The following is a 24,799-nucleotide window of genomic DNA, read 5'->3' on the forward strand; positions in this document are numbered from 1 at the left end:
TCGTACTATGAATGTCGTCAAGGGTAGGATCGGCCGGACAGCCCCCGGACGAAACGGACTCCTGTGAGCCTGGACGAGCAGGCGGCGCAACCGCTGCCGGGGTGGCCGCGCCGGCCCCGGCGACTGGCCACCGCCGTGGTCGAGGACCTGGTCGACCGGATCGTCGGCGGCGAGATCTCGCCCGGCAGCGCGCTGCCCATCGAGCCGGTGCTGTGCGAGATGTTCTCGGTCAGCCGCACCGTGATCCGGGAAGCCGTCAAGTCGCTGGAGGGCATGCGGCTGGTCAAGGTGCAGCAGGGCCAGGGCACCACCGTGCGCGACACCGAGGACTGGGACCTGCTCGACCCGGTGGTCCTGGCCGCGAGCATCCGACACGACGCCGAGCTGGCGATTTTGTCCGACCTGGTCAACGTGCGCCGGGCGCTGGAGTCGCAGATGGCCGGCCAGGCCGCCGAGCGGGCCGACGCCGAGCACCTGCGCCGCATCGGCACCGCCCTGCGGCACGTCACCGACGAGACCGCCGACGCCTCCCGCTTCTACCGCGCCGACCTGGAGTTCCACGACGAGATCATGGCCGCCTCCGGCAACCGCCTGGCCCGCGCCGTGATCAGGACCGTGAACGAGGAGGCGTTCCGCAGCCTGCGCTACATCGGCGAGCCCACCCTGGCCGACTTCGAGCAGTCCAACCGCGAGCACCGGGCCATCTACGAGCGCCTGATCGCCCAGGACCCGGAGGGCGCCGCGCAGGCGATGGACGACCACATCGGCCGGAGCTGGCAGAAGCGCCGCCCCCGCAAACGCTGACGGCCCCTCCAGCTTGATCGGTCAGGACTGAGGCGTTGACAGGTCCTTGCGGCTTGTTGTCCACTAATTGCGGCTTACATCATACGTCCGATGATTGCTGTTCCACCTGTCAAGGGAGACACGGTGTCCACCAGCAGCCGCTTACGAGTCGCCTTCGTGGCGACCACCCTGACCGTAGCCGGCCTCGCAACCCCTACCGCCGACGCGGCCGCGCTGACCACGGCGTGGCAGAACGGCGCCTTCCAGATCGACCGCCACGCGGTCGTCAGCCGCTCCAACATCGTGCTCGGCGCGCCGAACACGGCGGCGACCCAGTCCCTGCCGCTGGGCAACGGCACCGCCGGGGCGGCGGTGTGGGCGGCCAACGGATTCACGGCGCAGCTCAACCGCGACGACACGTTCCCGGACCGCAAATCACCGGGCCAGGTGACGATCCCAGGTCTGTCCAAGCTGACCGCGGCCGCGGACTTCGCGGCGCACCTCGACCTCTACGACGGCGTGCTCACCGAGACCGGCGGCGGCCTGACCGCCCGCGTCTACCTGCGGGCCGACAAGGACGAGCTGGTGGTCGACGTCTCGGGCGCGGACCCGAACAGCACGCAGACCGCCCAAGGAAACCTGTGGTCGGGCCGGTCGCCGCAGGCCCAGGCCAGCGGTGCGATCGGCACGCTGGCCGAGACCTGGGTGGACAACCCGACCGGCGGCACCGGCCAGACCTTCGGCAGCCTGCTCGCGGTGACGGCCGGCGGCCGCAACGTCAACTCGGCGGTGGTGGACGGCCAGACCGTGCGAACCACCTTCAATCCCAACGCCGACGGCACGTTTCGGGTGGTCGTGGGCGTGCCCCACTGGACTGGCGGCAACGCCCAGAGCACCGCGGCGGCGCTGCTCGGCAACGACGCGACGGCGTCTACAGTGGACACCAATCATCTGAACTGGTGGCACGACTTCTGGTCCGGGGCCAACCTGATCGAGGCCAATTCGGCCGACGGTTCCGGGCAGTACCTGGAGAACCTGCGGACGATATACCTGTACCAGGAGGCCAGCCTCAACCGCGGCCAGTACCCGGGCACACAGGCCGGCGTGGCCGACCTGTTCGCGTTCTCCAAGGACACGCAGGACTGGGTGCCGGCCGACTACTGGTTCTGGAACCTGCGCATGCAACTGGCGGCCAACCTCAGCTCGGGCGTGCCCGCGCTGAACACCAGCTACTTCAACCTGTACACGTCGAACCTGGCCAACATTCAGAACTGGACGCAGGCCCACGTCCCGGGCACGACCGGGGCGTGCGTGCCGGAAACCATGCGCTTCAACGGAAACGGCTACTACGGCGGTGGCAGCGCGGCCAGCAACGCCTCCTGTGACTCGACCATCGCGCCGTCGTACAACTCGCTCAACCTGTCCACCGGCGCCGAGGTGAGCCTGTGGATCTGGCAGACCTACCTGCAGAACCGCAGTCAGTCCTTCCTGCAGAACGGCTATCCGCTGATGAAGGCGGCGGCGCAGTTCCTGTTGTCGTACGCCAAGGTCGGCAGCGACGGCAAGCTGCACACCACGGCCAACGCCCATGAGACGCAGTGGAACGTCACCGACCCGGTCACCGACATCCTGGCCATGCAGGCGTTGTTCCCGGTGGTCGTCTCGGCGGCGCAGACGCTGAACACCGACTCGGCCCTGGTGACGCAACTCCAAGCGGCGCAACAGAAGATCCCGCCGCTGCCGCGCACCGACGCCGCCACGCACAAGCAGGTGCTCACCGCCGCGGACGACGCCGGCGGCCAGGACGTGATCGCCTACTCCACCCAGCCGGCGGCCCAGCTGAACAACGGCGAGAACCTGGACCTGGAGGCGACCTTCTCGTACGGCGTGATCGGCGACAACTCCGGCTCGCTGACCGATCTGGCCAAGCGCTCCTACACCGCCCGGCAGTTCCAGAACAACGCCGACTGGGACTACGACGCCCTGTACGCGGCCCGGCTGGATCTGGCCGGCGAGGTCAAGAACAACCTGGTCAACAACGTCAAGAAGTACCAGCTCTACCCGTCGGGCATGGCCAGCCTGTTCGGCACCGTCGGCGACGAGCCGTACAACGAGGAGACCGGCATCGTCGCGGCCAGCATGAACGAGGCGCTGGCCCAGGACTACGACGGCCTGCTGCGGATCGCCCCGGCGTGGCCGTCGGACTGGGACGGCGACGGCACGGTTTCCGTGCAGAACAACAGCAAGGTCGACGTGCAGGTGCGCGGCGGCACGCCGGTGACGGTGGTGCTGGAGGCCGGCGGCAACGCCGCGATGGCTGTTCGCAGCCCGTGGTCCGGGCAGTCGGTGGAGGTGATCGACGCCAACACTGGGGCGACCGTGGTCGCGCCGACCACCGCCGGGCAGTTCACCGTCAACACCGCCCAGGGGCACAAGTACCTGATCGAAAAGACTGCCGCGCCGTTCACGCAGCTGCCGTTCGCGCAGGTCACCGGTACGGCGGCGACCTCGGCCAAGCACTTCGGGCCGGTGCAGATCGGCCTGGACAAGGCGGCCGTGGCGAACTCGTTGTCCGCCACGTACAACAACGTCGGCGTCACCGCGGACAACAACACCAGCCCCGGCAACCTCGACGGTGGCGGGGCCAGCATGTCCGCGACCGCGCTGGCCAATGCCGGCGCACGTGCCGGCGGCACGGTCAGCCATGGCGGCCTGACCTTCACGTGGCCGTCGCAGGCCGGCACCGGCTCGTCGGACAACACCGTCGCAAATGGACAGACGATCACCCTGGGCGGATCCGGCAACACGGTGGGATTCCTGGTCACCGCGAGCTATGGTCCGGCCAGCGGCACCGGCACGGTCACCTACACCGACGGCAGCACCCAGGACTTCACGCTGTCCAGCTCCGACTGGTTCGGCGGCGCCGGTGACGTGGCGGTCGAGGCCGCGTACCAGAACCGCCAGGGCAACACGACCTATCAGGGCAAGGCGGATGTCTTCTACGTCGGTGTGCCGTTGCAGGCCGGCAAGACCACGGCGTCGATCCGGCTACCGGCGGTGAGCGGCGCGGCCACGGCCGGTACACCGTCGCTGCACGTGTTCGCCATGGCGCGGGGCTGAGCATGGCAAAAGGGGCACACCCTGCCGTCGAACGGGGTCCGGATCCTGCAAGTTATTGACATCATGACGCAGGATTAGCGCCAACCAGCCGCAAATTCGGCAGATTGGCCCCCTTGATGCTCCTGAGAAGAGTGTTGCCCGCGCTGATCGCGGCCGGACTGCTCATCGCGAGCGGTCCGGCCGCGTTCCCGGCCGTCAACAGAGCTGTCCCGGCGGACGCCACCAACCTCGCCCTCGGCAAGCCGATCACCGCTTCCTCGGTGGTCGGCAACTTCGCCGCCAGCAACGCCGACGACGGCGACCCGACCACCTACTGGGAGGCCGCCGGCGACAGCTTCCCCAACACGCTCACCGTCTCGCTCGGCTCCAACGCCGACGTGACGTCGATCGTGTTGCGGCTCAACCCGTCCACCGACTGGGGCGCCCGCACCCAGACCATCGAGGTGCTCGGCCGCGACCAGGACGCCAGCGGCTTCACCAGCCTCGTGGCCAGCACCCCCTACGTCTTCGACCCGGCCACCGGCAACACCGTGACCATCCCGGTGACCGCCCGCGTGGCCGACGTGCAGCTGAAGATCACCGGCAACACCGGCTCCGGCGGCGGTCAGATCTCCGAGTTCGGCGTGTTCGGCACCCCCTCGCCCAACCCCGACCTGACGATCACCGGCGCGGCCTGGACGCCGGGCACGCCGTCCGAGACCGACAACGTGACGGTCAGCGCCACCGTCCAGAACATCGGGCAGTTGGCCACCAGCGCCAGCACCAACGTCGGCTTCTACCTGGGCACGACCAAGGTCGGCACCGGCCAGGTCGGGCCGCTGGCCATCGGCGCGTCGGCCACCGTCTCGGCGAACATCGGACGTCACGACGCCGGGCCGTACCAACTGACCGCCAAGGTTGACGAGGCCAACCGGATCATCGAGGCCAATGAGGTCAACAACTCCTTCGCCGACCCGACTCCGCTGACCATCAGCCCGGTCGCCAGCTCGGATCTGGTCGCCACGGTCAGCCCGACGCCGGACGAGCCGTCGGCCGGCGACCCGGTCAACTTCGTTGCCACACTGCGCAACCAGGGCACGCGGCCGTCCGCGGCCGGCGCTCACACGGTCAAGGCCACGATCACCGACACCTACACCGGCCGGCTCCAGACGGTGCTCGTCGGTGTGCGGATCGGGGCGTTGGCCCCCGGCGCCTCGGCCACGGTCAAGCTCGGCACCTGGCGGGCCGCCGCCGACGGCCGCTACACCGTGAAGACCGAACTCTCCAACGACGCCAACGAAGTCGCCATCAAACGGGCCAACAACGTGTCCAGCCAGGACCTCTACGTCGGCCGCGGCGCGGCGATGCCGTACCACACGTATGAGGCGGAGAACGGGGTTCTGCGTGGTGGGGCGGCGGTTGTCGGTCCTGATCGGACGATCGGCGACCTGGCCGGCGAGGCGTCCGGCCGCGAGGCCGTGACCCTGAACCAGACCGGCGCGTCGGTGGAGTTCACCACCAAGGAGTCGACGAACACCCTGGTCACCCGGTTCTCCGTGCCCGACGGCCCAGCGTCCACTTTGGACGTCTACGTCAACGGCCGGTTCCTCAAGCCGGTCACCCTGGACCCCAAGTACGTCTGGCTCTACGGGCCCGAGGCGTCGCCGAGCAACGACCCGGCCGCCGGCCCGGCGCGGCACATCTACGACGAGGCGAACCTGTTGCTGGGCACCACGGTGCCGGCCGGCAGTAAGATCCGGCTCCAGAAGGACGCCGCCAACACCGGCACCTTCGCCATCGACTTCGTCAGCCTGGAGCTGGCCACCCTGGTCGCCAACCCCGACCCGGCGCATCTCGTCACGCCCGCCGGCTTCACCCAGCAGGACGTGCAGGCCGCGCTGGACAAGGTCCGCGCCGACATCACCGGCGCCTACACCGGCGTCTACCTGCCGGCCGGCGACTACCGGACCACCGACAAGTTCACCGTCACCGGCAGCGCCGTGAAGATCGTCGGCGCCGGCCCGTGGTTCACCCGGTTCCTGGCCCCACAGGACAAGAAGAACGTGGACGTCGGCTTCCGGATCGACAGCTCCGCCAACGGGTCCAGCTTCGCCGGCTTCTCCTACTTCGGCGACTACGACACCCGCCTGGATGGCCAGGGCCGCGTCTTCGACCTGGCCAACGTGTCGGATCTGTCGATCGACAACGTCTGGGTCGAGCACTCCGTGGTCATGGTGTGGGGCACCAACGTGCACAACCTCGCCGTGTCCAACTCGCGGGCGCGGGACCTGATGGCCGACGGCATCAACCTGACCAACGGCAGCACCGGCAACCACGTGGTCAACGACGAGGCCCGCAGCACCGGTGACGACAGCTTCGCGCTGTGGGCCGCCACCGACCTGCACAACGGCGACCAGCGGGACAACCTGTTCGAGCACCTCACCGCGCTCACCCCGTGGCGGGCCGCCGGCGTCGCCGTCTACGGCGGTCAGGCCAACTCGTTCCAGGACGTTGTCGTAGCCGACACCCTGGCCGGCAGCGGTGTGACCATCAGCTCGCTGAACTTCGGCGTCACCATGCGGGACTTCGGCCCGGACACCACCGCCCTGCACAACTTCTCGGTCGTACGCTCAGGCGGGCACTTCTGGGGTGCGCAGACCTTCCCGGCGATCTGGGTCTTCTCCGCCACCAACAAGTTCCAGGCCATCCGGGTGTCCGATGTGGACATCGTCGACCCGACCTACAGCGGCATCATGTTCCAGACCGACTACGTCAACGGACAGGCGGCCTACCCGATCGCCGACACCGAGTTCGACCGCGTCACCATCAGCGGCGCCCACCTGTCCGGCGACGCCTTCCAGGCCAAGTCCGGCTTCGGCCTGTGGGCCAACGAACTCCCCGAGCCCGGCCAGGGCCCGGCCGTCGGCTCGGTGACCTTCCACGGCCTGCGGCTGTGCGACAACGCGCAGGACGTGAAGAACACGACGGCCACGTTCAAGATCAACATCGAGTAAGAGAGGAAAAGGAGAGGAGGCCCGGCTGGGCGGATAGCTGGCGGGCGGGGAAATACAGCAGCGGTGGGGTCGACCGAGTCGGTCGACCCCACCGCTTTATCCGTGGTAGCAGCGGCCGTTGTGGTACAGCTCGCCCGCCGACACCGGCAGGCCGGCCGGGGGATTGACCTGGTAGGGCCGGGAACCGTTGCGGGTCAACGAGTCCTCGCAGCGGACAAGGCCGCGGTCGGTGGCGGCGCCGGTCCACAGGTCGATGTGCGAGCCGGCGCAGTCGGCGCAGGTGTCCTCGAGGATGAAGTAGCGCTGCACGTCGGGCACGTAGATCTTGGTGCCGGGGGCGAAGTGGCCCTGCTGGGCGGCGAAGGTGGTGGGGTCCTCGAAGGTGCCGGCGCCGCCGGCCTGGCCGTGCAGCACGGTCGGGAACGCGATCTCGCGGCTGCCGGGGGGATCGTTGTCAGCGGCCCCGTAGAAGGTGATCTGACCGGCAGTGTTCGGGTTCGACGGCTGCTGCGGGGCCCGGGCCGGTGGGGGAGCGGCCGGCGACTGACCGGTGGCGGCCGTGGTGGTGGCCGGTTTGCCGGTGGTGGTCGCCGTGGTGGTGGCCGCTGCCGAAGTGGTGGTCGGCGTGACGGTGGTGGTCGTGGTGACGTAGGTGGCGTCGCCGGTGATCGGTGGCCCGGCGGCGCCGGCGATGGAGGTGCCGGCGATCTGGCGCGGCGACGAGAACAGCCACACCGCCCCGCCGATGATCAGCAGGGCGGCTGCCGCCGCGCCGACGATGAGTCTCGTCCGCATTCGTTAAGGTCCTTGGCGTTCAACGGGAATGCCACGGAACCTATCGACCCGGTGATCATCGTCAAGGGCTGAACGGCCCTAGTCCCAATCCACCGCGATGCCGGCAAGACCGCGTCCGACCGCAGGAAAGTAGGCGCTCGCCACGCCGCCGATGCCGCACACCAGGTCCTCGGACTGGGTGGGCTCGGAGTCGTCCCGCAGCCGGAAGTAGCTGGTGCAGCGGGCCGGCATCGCCTTGCGGTGGAAGGCGATCTGCAACAGGTACTCGCCGGAGGGCTCACGGAAGGTGCGGTTGGTGCCGGGCGTCGGCCGCGCCGGCTCGTCGTGCAGGCTGAAGCAGAAGACGTGCCGCTCGCCCTCGGTGAGCCGGCGGTCGAACAGCAGCTCGGCGACCATCGTGGACGACTCGGCGTGCCGCCGGATCCGCCCGGTCCGGCAGCCCTCGGCGGTGCGCAGCACGCAGTTGTCGACCGAACTGCCGTCGTCGGTGTGATACATCGCGATGTAGCGGTCCGGTCCGGAGGTGGTGGCCTGCACGACCATCCGGCTCGTCGACGAGCGCTGCGAGCGGCGCTGGTCGATCGTGATCATGTCGTGCACGGAGAGCATGCTCAGCTCCCCGTTGCACTGGGTGGCCTCGGGCGGCACGTCCAGTTCGCTCAGCAGCGCGGCGGATCCGGACCAGAGCGAGCCGAACTCGACGAAGGAGCCGACCGCCTGCCGGTCGGCCGTCGGCCGGGCGCGGGGGCCGACGAGCACGACCAGCGAATCCGGCGGCAGGGCCAGCACGCGCTCCAGGGCCCGTAAGGCGGTGAGGGCGCGCGGCACCTCGGGATGGCGCAGGCCGCGCTGCCAGTAGCTGAGGGTGGACTGCCCGACGTGCACGCCCATCCGGTCCAGGTGCGCACCGAGTCGGGCCAGCGACAGGCCGCGGTGGGCGATGGCGGTGCGCAGGGCCCGCGGGAACGGGCCGTAGCGCAGGGCCTCGACGAGGCTGGCGTCGAGTTCTGGCCCGGGGGGCGTCGGTGTCGGCTCGGTGCTCATCCGTCCGGGGGCGTTCGCAGGGTGTGAACGGGGTGTGAATGTTCACCGTAGGTGGCCGCGCTCCACGGCGGAAGGCCCTGATCGTCGGGGAACGCTCCGCCCGGTCACCGGACACTCTTGTCCGCGACTGTGAGGTCACGCACAGTCATCGGCAGCCGCCGGTCGCGGTGCCCTGCACCCCGCGACCGGCGCGCCACCGAACTGAGTCTCCCCGCCAGGAGGTCGAGACCCGTGCACGCACTCGCGGCCACCGCCGTCGCGGCGGCGCTGGTGGCGGCCCCGGCCGTCGCGCCACCGGACCGCGCCACCCGGCCGTACGAACAATCCCTCGAAGGGCGGAAGGGTGCCGTCACGCTGCCGGCCTCGGTAACACAGAGATACATCCTGACGCTGCCCGGATCGCCGCACCCGGGCACGGGTCTTCCCGCCACCTACTCCGGCCGCGACAATCCGCCGTCGACCGGCGACCCGGCGCCGCCGAGCCCGGGCATGATCGTGCTGCTGGCGATGTTGGCGCTGGTGGGAGCGGGTGCGCTGATGGCCGCGCCGCGATGGCTGCGGGGCGGCGGACCGCCGTCCGGGTCGCCGGAGCGGACGCCGTCGGCTACCCCTAGTGGATGATCGTGCCTGACGCCACCGGTTCTGGCGGCCCGACCGGCTAGTGGACAAGCCTCGCGGATCGTATCCTGGACGGTGACGCCCCAAAGCGGGTGTCCGCCGGTCTCGGCGGCAACCGAGACCCTGGCGCCCGCGACCCCACTGTGCCGGAGGAGGAGTCATGCCACTCTCCGAGCACGAGCAGCGACTGCTCGACCAGATCGAGCGTGCGCTCTACGCTGAGGACCCGAAGTTCGCCTCCACTGTGCGTGGTGCTCGTCTCCGCCGGCCGTCCCGACGGCGTCGGCTGTACGGCATCGTCGCCTTCCTTGTTGGTGTGGCTTTGCTCGTATTCGGTGTGATCGTGCCGCTCAAGCTCGCCAGCATCCCCATCGTCAGCGTGCTTGGCTTCCTGGTCATGTTCATCGGTGCTCTGCTGACACTGACAACACTGACCAAAGGCGGCTCCGCCGAGGCTTCCGGCCAGTCCGGCGGCACCCCACACCGCTCCGGCTTCGCGCAGCGCATGGAAGATCGTTTCCGCAAGCGCTTCGAAGAGGAGTGACCCCGACACATCCCTTCGACTCCCCACCCGCTTCAAGGGCCTCCTCCCCCGAGGGGGCCCTTGAGCGTTCCCGGCGGTTGTGCCCTTTGGGGGCGACAACGACGCGCAGGTGACATTCGGGTGTGCCCGAGACCTACATTCGCCGTGTCCCAGCGCGTGACTCGCGGAGGTAGTGGTGGAGCAGCTGGTTCAGAACGTCGGCCCGGCCCGGATCCAGGTCTGCTACGAGCGGTTCGGGGAGCCAGCTGACCCGGCGGTGCTGCTGATCATGGGGGCCAACGCCCAGATGATCAGCTGGCCGGAGGTCTTCTGCCGGGAGCTGGCCGGCCATGGCCTGCACGTGATCCGGTTCGACAATCGGGACGCCGGCCGGTCCACGCACTTCCACGACGGCCCCAAGGCCGATGTGATGGCGGCGCTGAAGGGGGACCTCAGCAGCGCCTCGTACACCCTCAACGACATGGTCGACGACACCGTGGGGCTGCTGGACGTGCTCGGCGTCGACCGCGCCCACCTGGTCGGGGCCTCGATGGGCGGCTTCATCGCCCAGCTCACGACAATCGAGCATCCGGCGCGGGTCCGCTCCCTGACGGTGCTGATGTCCACCACCGGTGACCCGGCCGTGGGGCAGGCCGACATGGCGCTGTTCGGGGAGCTGGGACCGCAGCCGCAGGACCGGGCCGGCTATGTCGACTGGTACGTCCACGCCCTGCCGATCTTCGGCTCCGGGGCCTTCCCCCAGGATCCGGCCGAGGTCGCGAAGATGGCCGGCAGCTACTACGACCGGGGCTACGACCCGGAGGCGATGATGCGCCACGCCGTCGCCCAGGTGTCCGCCGGCGACATCACGTCCCGGCTGCCCGACGTGACCACTCCGACCTTGGTGATCCACGGCGATGCCGACCGCATGTGCGATGTGAGCGGCGGCAAGGCAATCGCCGCGGCCGTCCCCGGCGCCGAGCTGGAGATCATCCCCGGCATGGGGCACAGCGTCCCGCGCCAGCTGGCGCCGGAGCTGGCCAAGCGCATCGCCGACCACATCGCCGCTAGCTGAGCCGGCCCTCGACCATCGTGGCGATGGCGGCCATACCGGCCGGCTTGGGGTGATACGACGCGATTCCCGTTGGCACCACGTACTTCTCGATCCACGGGGTGGTCGAGCAGGCGTTGTGCGACACGCTGGCCGTAGCGACGTCGACCAGGGTGGCGTGGCGGTCGGCGGCGGCGGACCGGGTGGCGGCGTCGAGCTGGACACGCAGGTTGCGTTCGAAGGCGAGGTGCGCGTCGGACATCGGGACGCCGGTGCACAACGGCCCGGTGACGGGCAGGATCGTCTGGTAGTCCACGACGACCACCCGGGCCTGCGGGGCCCGCGCCCGCACGGCGTCGATCACCGCGGCGATGCGGGAGCCGACGGTCTTGAGGCCCGCGGTGATCGCCGCCTGGTCGACGGTGCCGCACGAGGTGTGGCCGCTGTCCTGGCAGGAGTAGCTGTCAAGGCTGCCCAGGTAGTCCACGTCGTTGCCGCCGATGGTCATGGTCACCAGTCGGGTGTCGGCGGTGACGGCCTGGATCTGCGGCGGCTGCCCGGCCTGCGAGGTGGTGAGCACGTTGGCGGTGGTGGCCCCGCTGCACGTGGCGTCGGTCAGGGCCAGGCCGAGGTGCCCGGCGACCAGGTTGGCGTAGTTGCGGGAGGAACGTCCGCAGGCGGCCGGACCGCCGGGCTCGCTCGGCGGGATGCCCGGGCCGGCGGCGAAGGAACTGCCCAGCGCCACGTACTTCGAGCCGGCCGGGATGGGGGTGGCGGCCCGAGCCTGGGCTTGCGCCGGCTGCATCGCCAGCATCGCGCCCACGGCGGCGCCGACGATCACGCCCATGCCCAAGAACCGCTGAACTCCCATGGGATGGTCCCCTCTCTCGCCGGCAGCCCGCCGACAATCACAGCAGGTGCACCTGCTGTCGACGCAACGTCCGTCCCCGATACGGTGACAGGGGATCCTGCCCGGGCATAGCGGTCCTATCCTGAGCAATTCGCTAGAACACGGGGTACGCGGTGACCAATTCGGCGCGACGGCCGGGCCAGGACGGGCCCTCCGACGCCCGGCTGTACGACGTCATGCTCGGTGGTGGCAACAACTTCCAGTCCGACCGGACACTGGCCGACGAGGTGCTGCGCGACGCCCCGGGCATCCGGGCCGCGGCCATCGCCAGCCGCCGGTTCCTGCGCGAGGCCACCCTGCACATGCTCGGCCACGGCATCGACCAGTTCCTCGACCTCGGCTGCGGGGTGCTCGCCGCCGGTAGCGTGCACGAGCTGGCCCCCGACGGCCGGGTGGTCTACGTCGACCGGGACGAGGTGGCCACCGCGCACTGCACCCTCACCCTGCGCGGCAAGCCCGGGGTACAGGTCCTCACCGCAGACGTGTGCCATGTGCACCGGGTGCTCGGCTCCGCCGCCGTGCGCGAGACCCTGGACCTGACCCGCCCGGTCGGGGTGTTCATGACGGCCCTGCCGCACTTCATCCTGGACGAGCAGGACCCGGCCGCGGTGATCGGCGGCTACCGGGACGCGATGGTCCCCGGCAGCATGGTCGCGCTGACCCACCTGACCGAGGACCTGCGTCCGGAAGAGGTGGCGGCCTTCGCCAAGCACATGGCCGGCATCGGCTCGCCGTTCCAGGCCCGCCCGCACGCCGAGGTGCTGACCTTCTTCGACGGCTTCGACCTGGCCTCGCCGGGCCTGGTGCTGGCCTCGAACTGGCCCGACCGCGTGGACGGCCCCGGGTCGTCCGAGGCCATCTACGCGGGACTGGGGCGCAAGCGCTAGCGCCGGTTGACCACCGAGCGGGGCAGCACCCGGGCCAGGAAGCCGAGCGGCGCGGTCCGGTGCAGGCTGGCCCGCAGTTCGGACACCGCCGACACCAGCGACGGGTCGGCCGACTCCCGGCCGCCGTACCACGAGCCCTCGACGGCGGTGATGACCTGACGCAGCGCCTCCCGGCCGGGCTCGTCCAGTTCGTGCTCACGGGCCAGCCGCCGCCCGGTGGCCCGGACGGTCTCGGTCGCGGACACCGGCGTGCCGCGGTCCACGGACTCGGCCAGCACCTCGGCCCACGCGGCGTTGGCGGCGTCGGCCCCGAGCGCGGCGATCAGGTGCAGCCGGACACGTCGGCGCCAGGCGCGGATCGCCGCCGGGGCCACGCAGACCAGCACCACTGCCAGCAACGCGGTGAGCCACCACGACACGTACGACGCGAGCAGCAGCACCACCACCGCCCAGGCCCCAACCGCCGCCGGTAGCAGCCACTGGGGCAGCAGCCAACGCGGCAGCTTCAACCGGGTCGGGGCGCCGGCGGACAGCTTCCGTCCGAACAGGCCGAGCAGGATGGACACCGCGAGCGCGACCAGGAACAGCACCGCCATCAACCACAGGGGCGGCGCGGTCGGGTTGAGCACCGACGTGCTCGCGTCGTTCTGCGTGCTGGTCGGGGCGGTGGCCGTCGGCACGACGGAGCGCGTGGCGGTGCTGGTGGTCGGCCCGGACGAGCCGGAGGTGCTGGGCCCGGTGTTGTTGCTGTTGGACGTGCTGGTGTCCGACATGTACGGCGGCGCCACCACCCGGCTGCCGGCCGGCGTCGGGTCGAACCGCACCCAGCCGTAGTCCGGGAAGTGGATCTCGACCCAGGCGTGCGCGTCCCCGCCGGTGATGGTCCGCACGTTCGGGTCGCCGTTGACCGACACGCCCGGCGTGAAGCCGATGGCCACCCGGGTCGGGATGCCCATCGACCGGGTCATCGCGGCCAGCGCCGACGCGTACTGCTCGCAGAACCCCTTCTTGCTGTTGAACAGGAAGTCGTCCAGCCGGGGCACGTTCGGGTTCTTGGGCGTGGCGTCCAGGCTGTAGCTGAAGCCGTTCTCGCCGCTGTTGAGGAACAGGGTCAGGGCCCGCACCTTGTCGAAGGTGGTGCCCTGGTTGCCGGTCACCTGCCGGATCAGGGTCTTGACCTGCTGGTCCACCTGTACCGGCGCCCGATAGCGCGGGTCGACCTGGGTGTCGTCGACGATGCCCTCGGACCGCAGCTGGTCCTGGCTGGGCATAGTCAGCTGGGCCCGCTCGACGTAGGTGCCGAACTGCTGGGTGCCGGGGGCCCACAGGGTCTGCGCGGTCGGGTCCCAGCGCCAGTCCGAGCCCAGCCCCTGCACCGACACCGGCCGGCCGAACACCGGGGCCCACTGGTCGGTGAACTGGTTGGGCTGGATGTTGATCGTGGTCACCGGGCCGCCGATGGCGCTGTCGGTGGCCAGGTCGTGCCGGCCGACCTGGTCGCCGTCGGCGATCGGCGCGCCGACCTGCCAGCCGTCGTTGTCCACGAACTTGTCCAGCGTGACCAGCCGCAGGTAGTCGGTGTCCTTCAGGCCGGTGACCCGGAACAGCTCCTGGTTGCTCTGGCTGCTGAGCAGGCCTTCGAGCTTCGTGTACGGCTTGAGCCCGAACGGCCCGCCGCCCTCGCCGCCGGACCCGCCGCCGGGCAGCCGGCCGACGGTGCCGATCACGGTGAAGCTGCCGCCGACGATCAGGGCCAGCACGATGGAGACGATCACCACGCCGGTGGCCTCGTGGCTGGGTGGGTTCTGGGTGGAGCCGATCGCCCCGCTGCGCCGGCCCCGCCACGCCTTGTGCTTCTGCCGGCCGTCGACGGCCAGCAGTCCGGCGAACGCGGCCGCGCCGAGCACGAAGCTCCACCACGGCAGCATCTCGTCGGCCAGCGACGCCGGCACCGCGTACACGCACAGCAGCACCAGGCCGGAGGCGGCCGGCGCCTTGGCCTCCACGGTCAGCATGTCCACGACCACCGTGACCAGGCCGATGGCCACCACGATCAGGCACAGGATGGGCGGGTCGGCCGGCACCGGCGGGACCTCGGTCTGCACCGCGGTGACCGACTTGCCCAGCACCTCGGCCAGGTCGCGCAGCGCCGCCGGCCCGGGCAGGATGAGCAGGATCCCGTTGGTGCTGAACGACATCGTCAGCAGGCACAGCAGCACGAACAGCTCGCCCAGCGCGATCACCGGCGGCTGCATGCGCAGCTGCCGCAGCAGCATGCCGGTGCCGACGATCATGCCGATGGCGATCAGCAGGTAGAACAGCCACACCGTGCCCTGCACCACGCCGGACAGCGCCGTGGCCGCGCACAGCACGGCGAAGCCGGCGGCGATCGGCGTGGTCGGCAGCGTCCAGATCGGCTCGGGCGGCGGGACCGACGGTTGGGCCCGGTGCCGCGGCGGCCGCACGTCCGATGCGGTCATCAGGCGATTCCCCCTTCGGCCATGGTGATCGCGCCGCCCCGGGTGCCGGCCCGGCACAGCTCGGACCACACCACGCCCATCGGCACGTCCGGCTTGGCGATCACCACGCCCCAGCCGGAGCCGCGCAACAGCCGGACGGCGTCGGTCAGTTCGGTGGCCGCGGTGGCGTCCGCGCCCGGCGCCCAGGCCGTGACGTCCAGCAGCACCGCCAGGCTGCGCGTGACGCGCGGTCGGTGCCGCATCAGCTCACTGGCCGCCGCCGGGTTGGCCGCGCCGAGCACGGCGATCAGCTCCTGCCCGTTGCCGGGGTCGCCGCCGCACACCAGGTCCCGGTGGTGCGACGGGTGCAGCGCGGCCAGCGCGTCCAGCACCACCACGTCGCTGTGCCCGGCGTCGGCGAAGCCGCCGGCGAGCACCTTGCCGTCCTCGGTGACCAGCCGCACCTGGTGGCCGTGCCGGTGCAGGTGCAGGCAGATGCTGGCGGTCATCGAGATGGCCCACTCCAGACTGCTGGTCGGGCCGGTGCCGCGGTGCGCGGCCGAGCGGTGGTCGAGCAGCACGGTGGTGCCGCCGCGCCACGGCTTCTCCTCCAGCCGCACCATCAGCTCGTCCCGGCGGGCCGAGGACCGCCAGTGCACCTTGCGCAGGTCGTCGCCGTGCCGGTACTGCCGCACCACGGCGTCGTCCTCGCCCTGGCCGGAACGCAGCCGCACCGCGCCCTCCTCGCCCGCGCCCATGCCGGCGCCGCCGGGCAGCCCGGTCAGGCCGTGCACGCGGGGCACCACGACCAGGCGGGTGCTGCCGGCCAGCTCGCGGTCGAACTCGGCCATGCCGAACGGATCGGTGATGCGCCCCAGCAGCGGGCCCACGTGCTGGACCCCGCGCAGCACCGGCCGCAGCTGGTAGCGCAGCGGGACGAGGTGGTGGCGCGGCAACCGCTCCAGCACGAAGCGGGGCCGGCTGCCCAGCGCGTACGGCACGCCGTCCTCCAGCAGCAGGCCGCCGGTGGGCAGCCGGCCGTCGCTGCGGATGTCGACGCGGACCTCGGCGGTGCCGCCGACCGGCACCCGGTCCGGCAGCACGTACCGGGTGGCCGACAACCCGACCCGGGAACGCGACGTGAGCAGCGCGGCCAGCACCGGCAGCGCCACCACGAACACGGCGATGCGCAGCAGGTCGCGCTCGTTGAGCACCATGGAGCAGACGGCCGCGGCCAGGCCCGCCGCCATCAGGCAGCGTCCGCGGGTCGTCAGTCCGGAGAGCACCTTCATCAATGCCCTTGCCGCAGCCAGCGCCCGTTGGGGCCGGACACGGGTTGGGCGACCTGGCCGTTGCCGCCGTGCGGTATCACCACGCGCTGCAGCACGCTGCGGATCAGGTCGGCCGGCGAGCGCCGCGAGGCCAGCGCCTCAGCGGTCAACACCAGGCGGTGGGCCAGCACCGGCACCGCGACCGCGTGCACGTCGTCCGGCACCACGAACTCGCGGCCGGCCAGCGCCGCCTGCGCCCGCGCGGCCCGCACCAGGTGCAGCGTCGACCGCGGCGAGGCGCCCAGCCGCAGCTCCGGCAGCCGGCGGGTGGCCGAGACCAGTTCGACGGCGTACCGCTTGATCTCCGGCGACAGGTGCACCGAGCGGACCGCCGCCACCAGCTGCTTGATCTGCTCGGCGTCCGACACCGGGCGCAGGTCCTCCAGCGGGTCCCGGCCGGCGTGCTCGTCGACCATGGCCAGCTCGGCCTGCGGGTCCGGGTAGCCGATGGACACCCGGCAGGTGAAGCGGTCCCGCTGGGCCTCGGGCAGGGCGTAGGTGCCCTCCATCTCGATCGGGTTCTGGGTGGCGATGACCATGAACGGGGAGCCCAGCGCGTAGGTCTGCCCGTCGATGGTGACCTGGTGCTCCTCCATGCACTCCAGCAGCGCCGACTGGGTCTTGGGGGAGGCGCGGTTGATCTCGTCGCCGACCACGATGTTGGCGAACACCGGACCCGGGCGGAACTCGAAGTCGCTGGTGTTGCGGTTGAAGATGGAGACGCCGGTGATGTCGCTGGGCAGCAGGTCCGGCGTGAACTGCACGCGGCTGACCGTGCAGTCGATGGACCGGGCCAGCGCCTTGGCCAGCGAGGTCTTGCCCACCCCGGGCACGTCCTCGACCAGCAGGTGGCCCTCGGCCAGCAGCGTGACCAGCGCGACCCGCACCACCTCGGGTTTGCCCACCAGCACGTGCTCGACGTTGGCCGCGATCCGCTGCGCGGTGTCGTGCAGCCGGCCGAGCGCCGACTGCGGCGGCTCCGGCGCGCCGGCGGGGCCGGGGGCCTGCGTGGTCGGCGGGGTACTCGACGTCAACTTCGCCCTCCAAAGGCCACCGCGAGGGTCTCGCGTGGCATCAGCGTTCTTTGCAGTGTGTCAAATCGCGGCGAAGGCCCCCAAGGAATCCGCGCAATCGCCCGCCGACCCGCCCCCCCGGGATCCCCCACTCCGCCCCACCGGAGCCGGCCGAAGGGTCCCGGGAGGGGGTCCGGACGATCATCGGGGGTGTCGCCGGGTGGAGTGAGCCCGATCCCGCCCCACTCCGGCCCCCACCGCTCCTACCTGCGAAAACCGTCGAGAAAAACGAATTCCGGCGGGCCTGTCGGCGTTGACTGTGGCGGAAAGTGGGGTAGTGTGGCGGCCGGTGGGGCGAACGGGGGTCCCATCGCCGGTCCGGTCCCTGCCCGGGGACTTGGTTCGGGTTGGAGGTGGGCGTGAGGTGTTCCTCGGCACGCACACCCCCAAGCTGGATGACAAGGGTCGGCTGACGCTGCCGGCGAAGTTTCGGGACGCGCTCGCAGGGGGTCTCATGGTCACCAAGGGCCAGGACCACTGCCTCTACGTGTTCCCGCGCGCGGAGTTCGAGCAGATGGCCCGCAAAGTGGCGGAGGCTCCCCTGACCAACGAGGCGGTCCGGGCGTACCAGCGCTATCTGTTCGCGGGCACCGACGAGCAGCGGCCGGACGGCCAGGGACGCGTCACCATCGTCCCCGAACTGCGCCGCTACGCCGGGCTGGCCAAGGACTGCGTGGTGATCGGCGCGATCACCCGCCTGGAGATCTGGGACGCGCAGGCCTGGCAGCGCTACCTGGACGAGCACGAGGACGACTACGCGCAGGCCCGGGAGGAGGTTCTTCCCGGACTGTTCTGAGAAATGGGTCATGACCGACCCGGGTGCCGTTTGGCCTCGGTCCGCTCGGCTATCGGCCCTGGCGCACCTTCCCCGGCGCCAGGTTCGACGGGCGGGCGGGGACCTGACTGCATCCGAAGCCGGCAAGGCTCGACCCATAACCGATGAAAGGGGAGTGAGCGGCAGCCGCGGGTGGAAGGGGGTTGGCCGTGACCGACATGTCCGACCAGCCAAGGGCCAAGCATGTGCCCGTCCTGCTCGACCGCATCGTGGAGCTGTTCGCGCCCGCGCTGTCCGGCCAGCCGTCCGTGCTGGTGGACTGCACGCTCGGCCTGGGCGGCCATTCGCACGCGCTGCTGTCGGCCTACCCACAGCTCACCCTGATCGGGCTGGACCGCGATCCCGAGGCGCTGTCCCTGGCCGGACGGCGCCTGGCCGAGTTCGGCGACCGGGTGCGTCTTGTCCATGCCGTGTACGACGAGTTGCCAGCGGTGTTGGTTCAGCAGGGTGTGGCTGAAGTGAACGGTGTTCTGTTCGACCTCGGCGTCTCCTCGCTCCAGCTGGACGTGGCCGAGCGCGGCTTCGCCTACGCCCAGGACGCGCCGCTGGACATGCGGATGGACCCGACCACCGGGCAGACCGCCGCCGATGTGCTCAACAGCTACCCGTTCGCCGACCTGGCCCGGATCCTGCGCGAGTACGGCGAGGAGCGGTTCGCCGGCAAGATCGCCAAGGCCATCGTGGCCGAGCGGGCCAAGGAGCCGTTCACCACCAGCCCGCGGCTGGTGCAGCTGCTGCACGACGTGATCCCGGCGGCCAGCAAGCGCACCGGCGGGCACCCGGCCAAGCGCACCTTCCAGGCGCTGCGCATCGAGGTCAACGGCGAGCTGGAGGTGCTGCGGCGGGCCGTCCCGGCCGCGCTGTCGGCGTTGGTTGTCGGCGGCCGCATCGTCGTCGAGTCGTACCACTCGCTGGAGGACCGGCTGGTGAAGCGGGCCCTCACCGAGCTGTCGGTGTCGACCAGTCCGCTCGACCTGCCGGTGGAACTGCCCGGGCACGGCCCGGAGCTGAAGCTGGTCACCCGCGGCGCGGAGCAGGCGGGTGAGCAGGAGATCGCCGACAACCCGCGGTCGGCGTCCGTGCGGCTGCGTGCCGCGGAACGGATCCGGAGGGCGTCATGAGCGCACCCGCACCCGTGGGCGCGCCGTCGCCCAACACCACGACCCGCCGGAAGGGCCGGGACAGCGAACGCAAGATCGAGCGCGATCCGGCGCAGCCCGGCACCCGGGCCACCCGCGGCCGGACCACCGCCGCCCAGCGCGCGTACGCCCGCAAGGCCAGCCGCAAGCAGCGGTGGCCGTGGGCGAACCAGGCCGCCGGGCTGAAGGTGGCCTCGCGCACCCCGTTCGTGCTGCTGGTGATGGGGCTGCTGGCGGCCGGCGTGGTGGTGACGCTGTTCCTGTCGTTGTCCGCGGTCGCCGACTCGTACCGGCTCGAGGACGCCAGGAAGAAGACCACGGACCTGACCAGCCGGGTGGAGCAGCTCAAGGCCGACGTGGCCAAGGGCGAGTCGCCCGAGGTGCTCTACGACCAGGCCCGCAAGCTGGGCATGGTGCCGGCGCCCGACCCGGGGCGGCTCAAGGTCAACCCGGATGGCTCGGTGAGCCTGACCGGCAGCCCGACCGCCGCGACCACGACCACCACGCCGCCACCTTCGTCATCCACCTCGACTCCGCCGGCCAACAGCTCCACCACCAACTCGTCCACCAGCCAGCCGCCTGCCTCAGGAGGAGGCCACTAGATGCCCGCCAACCGCACCACCGGCGGGCGTCCAGCCACGCGTCCCCGCCCCGTCGTCCGCAGCGGGGGGCCGGCGCCGCGACCGGCCGGCCGCAAGTCGCGCCTCGGCGCGCCGGCCGGCGTCGGCAACCACCCCAAGCGGATCGTGCTGAGCCGGCTGCTGATGGTCGCCGTGCTGGTCATCGCCGGCGTGCGGCTGGTGCAGGTGCAGGGCGTGCAGGCCGCCGAGCTGTCGGCCGCCGCCGAGCGGCAGCGGGCCACCCTGACCACCACCCAGGCGCTGCGCGGGCAGATCCTCGACCGCAACGGCACCCAGCTGGCGTTCAGCGTGGAGACCCGGCTGCTGTCGATCGACCCCAAGCAGCTCAAGGCCAACTGGGACGATCCCAAGAACGCCGCGTTCTACAAGGAACTCGGCCACGGCGACACCTACGACGCCTACACCCAGGGCATGGCCGACTTCATCCACCAGCAGGTCGGCGACCAGACCACGACGGCCGACCTGCTGACCAAGATCCGGTCCGCCGCCAAGCCCTACGTGGAGCTGACCACCCAGGCCACCCCGGTCGAGGCCACCGCGATCACCAAGCGGTACGCCGAGATCACCCCCATCGCCCAGCAGCAGCGGGTGTACCCGGACGGGGCGGTCGGGTCCAACATCGTCGGCTACGCCCAGTGGGGCGTGGACGCCAAGGCGCCGGTGGGCCTGGCCGGGCTGGAGAACTCGCTCGACGACACCCTCAAGGGCACCAACGGCGTGTCCACCGTCGACACCGCCAACAACAACAACGACCTCCAGCTGCCCGGCACCGTCCGGGACAGCACGCCGGCGGTGCCCGGCTCCAACGTGCAGCTGACCATCGACGCCGACGTGCAGTACCAGGCCCAGCAGATGCTGGACTCGTACCAGAAGGCCAGCGGGGCCGCCGACGCCAGCATGGTCGTGATGGACGCCAAGACCGGCGAGCTGTACGCGATGGCCGTCACCAACGGCTTCAACCCCAACAAGTTCAACGACGTCACGTCCAACGACCAGCTCGGCAACGCCGCCGTCTCCACCCCCTTCGAGCCCGGGTCGGTCGGCAAGGTCGTCACCGCCGCCGGGGCCATCGAGTACGGCGTCGAGCAGCCCGACAGCGTCATCGACGTGCCGGCGTCGTTCAAGCTGGCCGACCGCACCGTCACCGACGCGTGGGCGCACGGCGACGTGAAGATGACCATGGCCGGCGTGATCGCCAAGTCCTCCAACATCGGCACCCTCGAAGTGGCGCAGAAGATCGGCGAGGACCGCTTCGTCGACCTGCTCACCAAGTTCGGGCTCGGGCAGAAGACCGGCGTCGGACTGCCCGGCGAGAGCGGCGGCTCGGTGCCCCCGCGCAGCACCTGGTCCGGCTCCACCTTCGCCAACCTGCCCATCGGCCAGGGCCTGTCCATGACCCTGCTGCAGATGACCGGGATGTACCAGGCCATCGCCAACGACGGGGTGCGGGTGCCGCCGCGGATCATCAAGTCCGTCACCAAGCCCGACGGCACCGTCGTGCCCACCCCCAAGCCCGATCCGGTGCCCGTGGTCAGCCCGCAGACCGCGAAGACCGTGCGGGACATGATGCGGGCCGTCATGCAGAAGGACCCCAAGGACTACCTGCAGAACGGCACCGGCTACCCGGCCGCCCTGGCCGGCTACCAGCTGTCCGGCAAGACCGGCACCGCCCAGCAGCCCGACCCGGCCCTGGGCGGGGCCTACAGCCAGACCAAGTACTGGATCACCTTCGCCGGCATCCTGCCCGCCGACAACCCCCGCCTGGTCGTCGGCATCATGCTGGACAAGCCCACCTACGGCCTGCAGGCCGGCACCTCGGCCGCCCCGCTGTTCCACCAGTTCGGCACCTACCTGGTCCAGCACTTCCAGATCCCGATGTCGGCCACCCCCGCCCCGGTCGTCCAACTCCAGCTGCCGTAGCCCCACCCCCGTTTTTTCGGCTCTTGGTAGGGATGTGTGGGTGGTTACCGGCCTGGCAGGGTCGGTCGGTAACCACCCAGAGCGAGCAGTGCCAGCGAGATCAGAGCTTCGGGGCGTTTGAAGCCGAAGGCCATCCGGGTGAGCAGGCGGATCTTGGTGTTGGTGGACTCGATCAGGGCGTTGGACAGTCCGTGATCGAGGCTGGCGTGGATGGCGGCGAGTTCGGTCCGGATCGTGCGTCCGAGCTTGACGAACTCCGGTATCCGGCACCGGGCGGCCCAGGACAGCCACCGCGTCAAGGCGTGCTTGCCGTCCTGGCCGCCGACGGCGAAGACGTACCGGAGTCCTTCCTTGAGCAGGTAGGCCCGATAGAGCCGGGGGTCGGCCTTGGCGATCCAGTCCAGCGTGACCTGCTGCTTGTCGGTGAGGTTCTCCGGGTTCTTCCACAGCGCCCACCGTGCTCGTTTGAGCCCTCGCGCCGCCCCGGCCGACGCGGCGCGGCCCCGGCGATCCCGACCACTGCCACCCGGACTGCGACGCAGGGCGTTCCACGCTTGGCGCCGCACCGCGTCCAACGCGTCAGTGGCCCACTTGACCACGTGGAACGGGTCGGCGCAGCGGATCGCGGTCGGGCAGCGCTGTTCGACCACGCGGGCGATCCAGGCCGCGGCGTCCGCGGACACATGGGTGATCTGCGCGCAGCGCGCGGGCCCCAGCAGCGTGAAGAACTGGGTCAATGTCTGTTTGTCGTTGCCGGGCGCGGCCCAGACCAGCCGCCCGGTGTCGTGATCGACAACGATGGTGAGGTACTTGTGGCCTTTCTTGTAACTGATCTCGTCGATCCCGATCCGACGCAACCCCGCCAGCCGGTCCACCTCGGCGTCGATGTCGGCCCGGACCCGGGTGATGATCGAGCCGACGGTGGGCCAGGCGATCCGCATCAGCTGCCGCACCGTGGTCTTCGAGCAGGTGGTGGCCAGCCAGGCCACGGTGTCGTCGAAGGCCCGGGTGTGTCCGGCGCCGTGACGGGCCCAGGGCACCGCGGCGACCACGACGCCATGCTCGGCACAGGCCACCCGGGGCGCGTCGGCTTCCACGACCGCGCGCACGGTCCCCAGGTCCAGCGCCCGCCATCGGCGTCGTCCCTGCCCGGTGTCGTACCCGGGGCAGCGGCGCTGGCAGATCCCGCATCGGCCACGATCACGCCTGCGGGCTCGGACCGAAGCGACGAACACCTGCTCGTGCTCGTCGAACGCGACTGTCTCCACGACCGCGGTGGGCAAGCCCAGCAGCCGACCCCATACCCTGGTAGAGGGCACGTCGTTCTCCGTCTATGCAGTTTCTGTTCCTCGACAGCTCAGAAACCTAGACGCTGCACCGGCGTGCCCTTCTGCTACCTGGGCATACCCACCCACACATCAGTACGAAGAGCCGAAAAGAGGGGGAGTGTCAGCTGCCGTAGGGCTCCTCCAGCGGGCGGCGGAGCTGGCCGATGATCGCCTCATTGATCTCGGCGATTTCCCCGTCGGCCACGTAGCGCTGCGTCCGGGCGTGGCCGACGGACTGAATCAGGCCGCGCTTGCGCAGCCGCTGGAGGTCGCGAACAGACTGGTCCCGGGTCAGGTCCTCGTCCTGTGCGTACGTGGCGCGCCGTAGCTCGCCGACGGCGGCGGCATAGAGGCCGGAGACCATGCGCTCGTCAAGTTCGTGCTCCACGACGACGGCCTCCAGAGCGCCCCAGAGCATCGACGCACGGTCCACCCGCCGCTGCACGGTCTGTGCCTGGAGATGGTGCGCCCGCAGGCAGAACCGCATCCACTGATGAGCGTCGGTGACTTCGGGCCGCCAGGATGAGCGGGTGGATCGCAAGGCGCGATAGTAGTCCTGGGTGTTCACGCCGTCGCCGAGCCACTCCTCGATGGAGGAGAACTCCGGTGCCAACGCCCGGTCCTGGGCCAGCACGAGGGTGTGCAGGCAGCGCGAGGTACGGCCGTTGCCGTCCCGCCAAGGATGAATGCTCACCAGGTTCAGATGAGCCATCGAGGCCCGCACCAGCGCCGGTGTGTCCAGGTCGCCGGTGTTCAGCCAGTCGACCAGCTCCGCCATAAGCTGTGGCACCAGGTCATGATCAGGGCCGGTGTAGGACGGGGTGAGAGGGTCCGATCCGGTCACCCAGATGCCGCCCTCGCGATAGCGGCCGGGCCACTTGCGGAGCTCGGATTTCTGGATCATGAAGTGCAACGCGCTGAGCAGCATTTCGTGATAGCTGAAGTTCTTCATGTCGGCCGACTGCTGTACCCAGGTGAGCGCGTCGCAGTAGCCCTCCACCGCGCGCCTGGTCTGATCGTCGACGTCGGCCGACATGTCCTGGCCCTCTACCAGCGCGGATGCGTCCTGCGCGCTGACGTTGACGCCCTCGATGGAGTTGGAGCCCTTGATGGCGTTGGCCACCAGGCCGCGCCGCAGCTGCCCCTCCCACTTGCGGTGGTCCCGCACCTGGTGGCGGAGTTTCTGCTGGTGGGAGGCGATCTCGGCGAGCACCCGCCGGTCCTCGTCGTCCAGCGTGGGGGTGGCGATCAGCACGGCTGATGCTATCAGCGTCGTAGCATCGTAGGAACGAGGGCTGGGCTCTTCGGGTGACAGGCGTCGGCTCGTTGACGGGGCGTCAGGTAGAAGG

At 70.5% G+C, this 24,799-nt stretch carries 19 protein-coding genes; 11 read left to right on the forward strand and 8 right to left on the reverse strand.

From position 1 onward, the window contains the following. The first annotated feature begins 63 nt into the window (after positions 1 to 63). The 3 genes from JJ691_RS47275 (at position 64) to JJ691_RS47285 (ending at position 6,896) form a co-directional block, all read left to right on the forward strand. Positions 64 to 804: a FadR/GntR family transcriptional regulator gene (locus JJ691_RS47275; RefSeq protein WP_249227484.1), complete on the forward strand. Its 741-nt coding sequence runs from the start codon at positions 64 to 66 to the stop codon at positions 802 to 804. 123 nt (positions 805 to 927) lie between these two features. Beyond that, complete coding sequence (locus JJ691_RS47280; RefSeq protein ID WP_211765904.1) at positions 928 to 3,903, forward strand: glycosyl hydrolase family 95 catalytic domain-containing protein; 2,976 nt, start codon at positions 928 to 930, stop codon at positions 3,901 to 3,903. A gap of 116 nt (positions 3,904 to 4,019) precedes the next feature. After that, a complete protein-coding gene (locus JJ691_RS47285; protein WP_211765905.1) occupies positions 4,020 to 6,896 on the forward strand; it encodes a CARDB domain-containing protein in 2,877 nt (958 codons plus the stop codon). A 96-nt stretch (positions 6,897 to 6,992) separates the two neighbouring features. Here JJ691_RS47285 and JJ691_RS47290 read toward each other — a convergent pair whose 3' ends face one another. After that, positions 6,993 to 7,691: a hypothetical protein gene (locus JJ691_RS47290; protein ID WP_211765906.1), complete on the reverse strand. Its 699-nt coding sequence runs from the start codon at positions 7,689 to 7,691 to the stop codon at positions 6,993 to 6,995. Between the two features lie 78 nt (positions 7,692 to 7,769). Beyond that, positions 7,770 to 8,735 carry a helix-turn-helix domain-containing protein gene (locus JJ691_RS47295; RefSeq protein WP_211765907.1) on the reverse strand — a complete coding sequence of 322 codons (966 nt, stop codon included), beginning with the start codon at positions 8,733 to 8,735 and terminating at the stop codon, positions 7,770 to 7,772. Between the two features lie 231 nt (positions 8,736 to 8,966). Between JJ691_RS47295 and JJ691_RS47300 the strand changes: the two genes are divergently transcribed. From JJ691_RS47300 to JJ691_RS47310, 3 genes are all read left to right on the forward strand, one after another. After that, complete coding sequence (locus tag JJ691_RS47300; protein ID WP_211765908.1) at positions 8,967 to 9,356, forward strand: hypothetical protein; 390 nt, start codon at positions 8,967 to 8,969, stop codon at positions 9,354 to 9,356. 157 nt (positions 9,357 to 9,513) lie between these two features. Next, a complete protein-coding gene (locus JJ691_RS47305; protein WP_211765909.1) occupies positions 9,514 to 9,897 on the forward strand; it encodes a DUF3040 domain-containing protein in 384 nt (127 codons plus the stop codon). 175 nt (positions 9,898 to 10,072) lie between these two features. Then, the gene (locus tag JJ691_RS47310) at positions 10,073 to 10,951 is read left to right on the forward strand and encodes an alpha/beta fold hydrolase (protein ID WP_249227485.1); all 879 of its coding nucleotides are present in this window, start codon (positions 10,073 to 10,075) and stop codon (positions 10,949 to 10,951) included. On the opposite strand, the gene JJ691_RS47315 is transcribed toward JJ691_RS47310, so the two are convergent. Then, entirely contained in the window at positions 10,944 to 11,798 is an 855-nt protein-coding gene (locus JJ691_RS47315; protein ID WP_249227486.1) for an SGNH/GDSL hydrolase family protein, read from the reverse strand. The two genes, JJ691_RS47310 and JJ691_RS47315, sit on opposite strands and share 8 nt — an antisense overlap. Positions 11,799 to 11,950: 152 nt before the next feature. Here JJ691_RS47315 and JJ691_RS47320 point away from each other — a divergent pair, with 152 nt between their 5' ends. Continuing rightward, positions 11,951 to 12,724, forward strand: a complete 774-nt coding sequence (locus JJ691_RS47320; protein WP_211765910.1) for an SAM-dependent methyltransferase — start codon at positions 11,951 to 11,953, stop codon at positions 12,722 to 12,724. On the opposite strand, the gene JJ691_RS47325 is transcribed toward JJ691_RS47320, so the two are convergent. From JJ691_RS47325 to JJ691_RS47335, 3 genes are read right to left on the reverse strand one after another with little or no spacing between them, the layout of a single operon-like run. Beyond that, positions 12,721 to 15,204 (reverse strand): transglutaminase TgpA family protein, encoded by a 2,484-nt coding sequence (locus tag JJ691_RS47325; RefSeq protein ID WP_211765911.1) that lies wholly within the window; start codon positions 15,202 to 15,204, stop codon positions 12,721 to 12,723. The genes JJ691_RS47320 and JJ691_RS47325 overlap by 4 nt on opposite strands. Next, positions 15,204 to 16,478, reverse strand: a complete 1,275-nt coding sequence (locus JJ691_RS47330) for a DUF58 domain-containing protein (RefSeq protein ID WP_211765912.1) — start codon at positions 16,476 to 16,478, stop codon at positions 15,204 to 15,206. The genes JJ691_RS47325 and JJ691_RS47330 overlap by 1 nt, the downstream gene beginning before the upstream one ends. Then, positions 16,475 to 17,548 (reverse strand): AAA family ATPase, encoded by a 1,074-nt coding sequence (locus tag JJ691_RS47335; protein WP_211765913.1) that lies wholly within the window; start codon positions 17,546 to 17,548, stop codon positions 16,475 to 16,477. The genes JJ691_RS47330 and JJ691_RS47335 overlap by 4 nt, the downstream gene beginning before the upstream one ends. A gap of 403 nt (positions 17,549 to 17,951) precedes the next feature. On the opposite strand from JJ691_RS47335, the gene mraZ reads away from it, so the two are divergent. From mraZ to JJ691_RS47355, 4 genes are all read left to right on the forward strand, one after another. After that, on the forward strand, positions 17,952 to 18,383 hold the full coding sequence (gene mraZ / locus JJ691_RS47340; RefSeq protein ID WP_211765914.1) for a division/cell wall cluster transcriptional repressor MraZ: 432 nt from the start codon (positions 17,952 to 17,954) through the stop codon (positions 18,381 to 18,383). 197 nt (positions 18,384 to 18,580) lie between these two features. Next, entirely contained in the window at positions 18,581 to 19,543 is a 963-nt protein-coding gene (gene rsmH / locus JJ691_RS47345) for a 16S rRNA (cytosine(1402)-N(4))-methyltransferase RsmH (protein WP_211772175.1), read from the forward strand. Next, entirely contained in the window at positions 19,540 to 20,163 is a 624-nt protein-coding gene (locus tag JJ691_RS47350; protein WP_211765915.1) for a hypothetical protein, read from the forward strand. The genes rsmH and JJ691_RS47350 overlap by 4 nt, the downstream gene beginning before the upstream one ends. Further along, positions 20,164 to 22,122 (forward strand): peptidoglycan D,D-transpeptidase FtsI family protein, encoded by a 1,959-nt coding sequence (locus tag JJ691_RS47355; RefSeq protein WP_211765916.1) that lies wholly within the window; start codon positions 20,164 to 20,166, stop codon positions 22,120 to 22,122. A 44-nt stretch (positions 22,123 to 22,166) separates the two neighbouring features. Here JJ691_RS47355 and JJ691_RS47360 read toward each other — a convergent pair whose 3' ends face one another. Next, the gene (locus tag JJ691_RS47360; RefSeq protein ID WP_211765917.1) at positions 22,167 to 23,441 is read right to left on the reverse strand and encodes an ISL3 family transposase; all 1,275 of its coding nucleotides are present in this window, start codon (positions 23,439 to 23,441) and stop codon (positions 22,167 to 22,169) included. Positions 23,442 to 23,571: 130 nt separating this feature from the next. Further along, positions 23,572 to 24,705, reverse strand: coding sequence for a Fic family protein (locus tag JJ691_RS47365; protein ID WP_211765918.1), 1,134 nt, complete (start codon positions 24,703 to 24,705; stop codon positions 23,572 to 23,574). Between the last annotated feature and the right edge of the window lie 94 nt (positions 24,706 to 24,799).

The organism is Kutzneria sp. CA-103260 (genome assembly GCF_018263855.1).
Lineage (GTDB): Bacteria > Actinomycetota > Actinomycetes > Mycobacteriales > Pseudonocardiaceae > Kutzneria.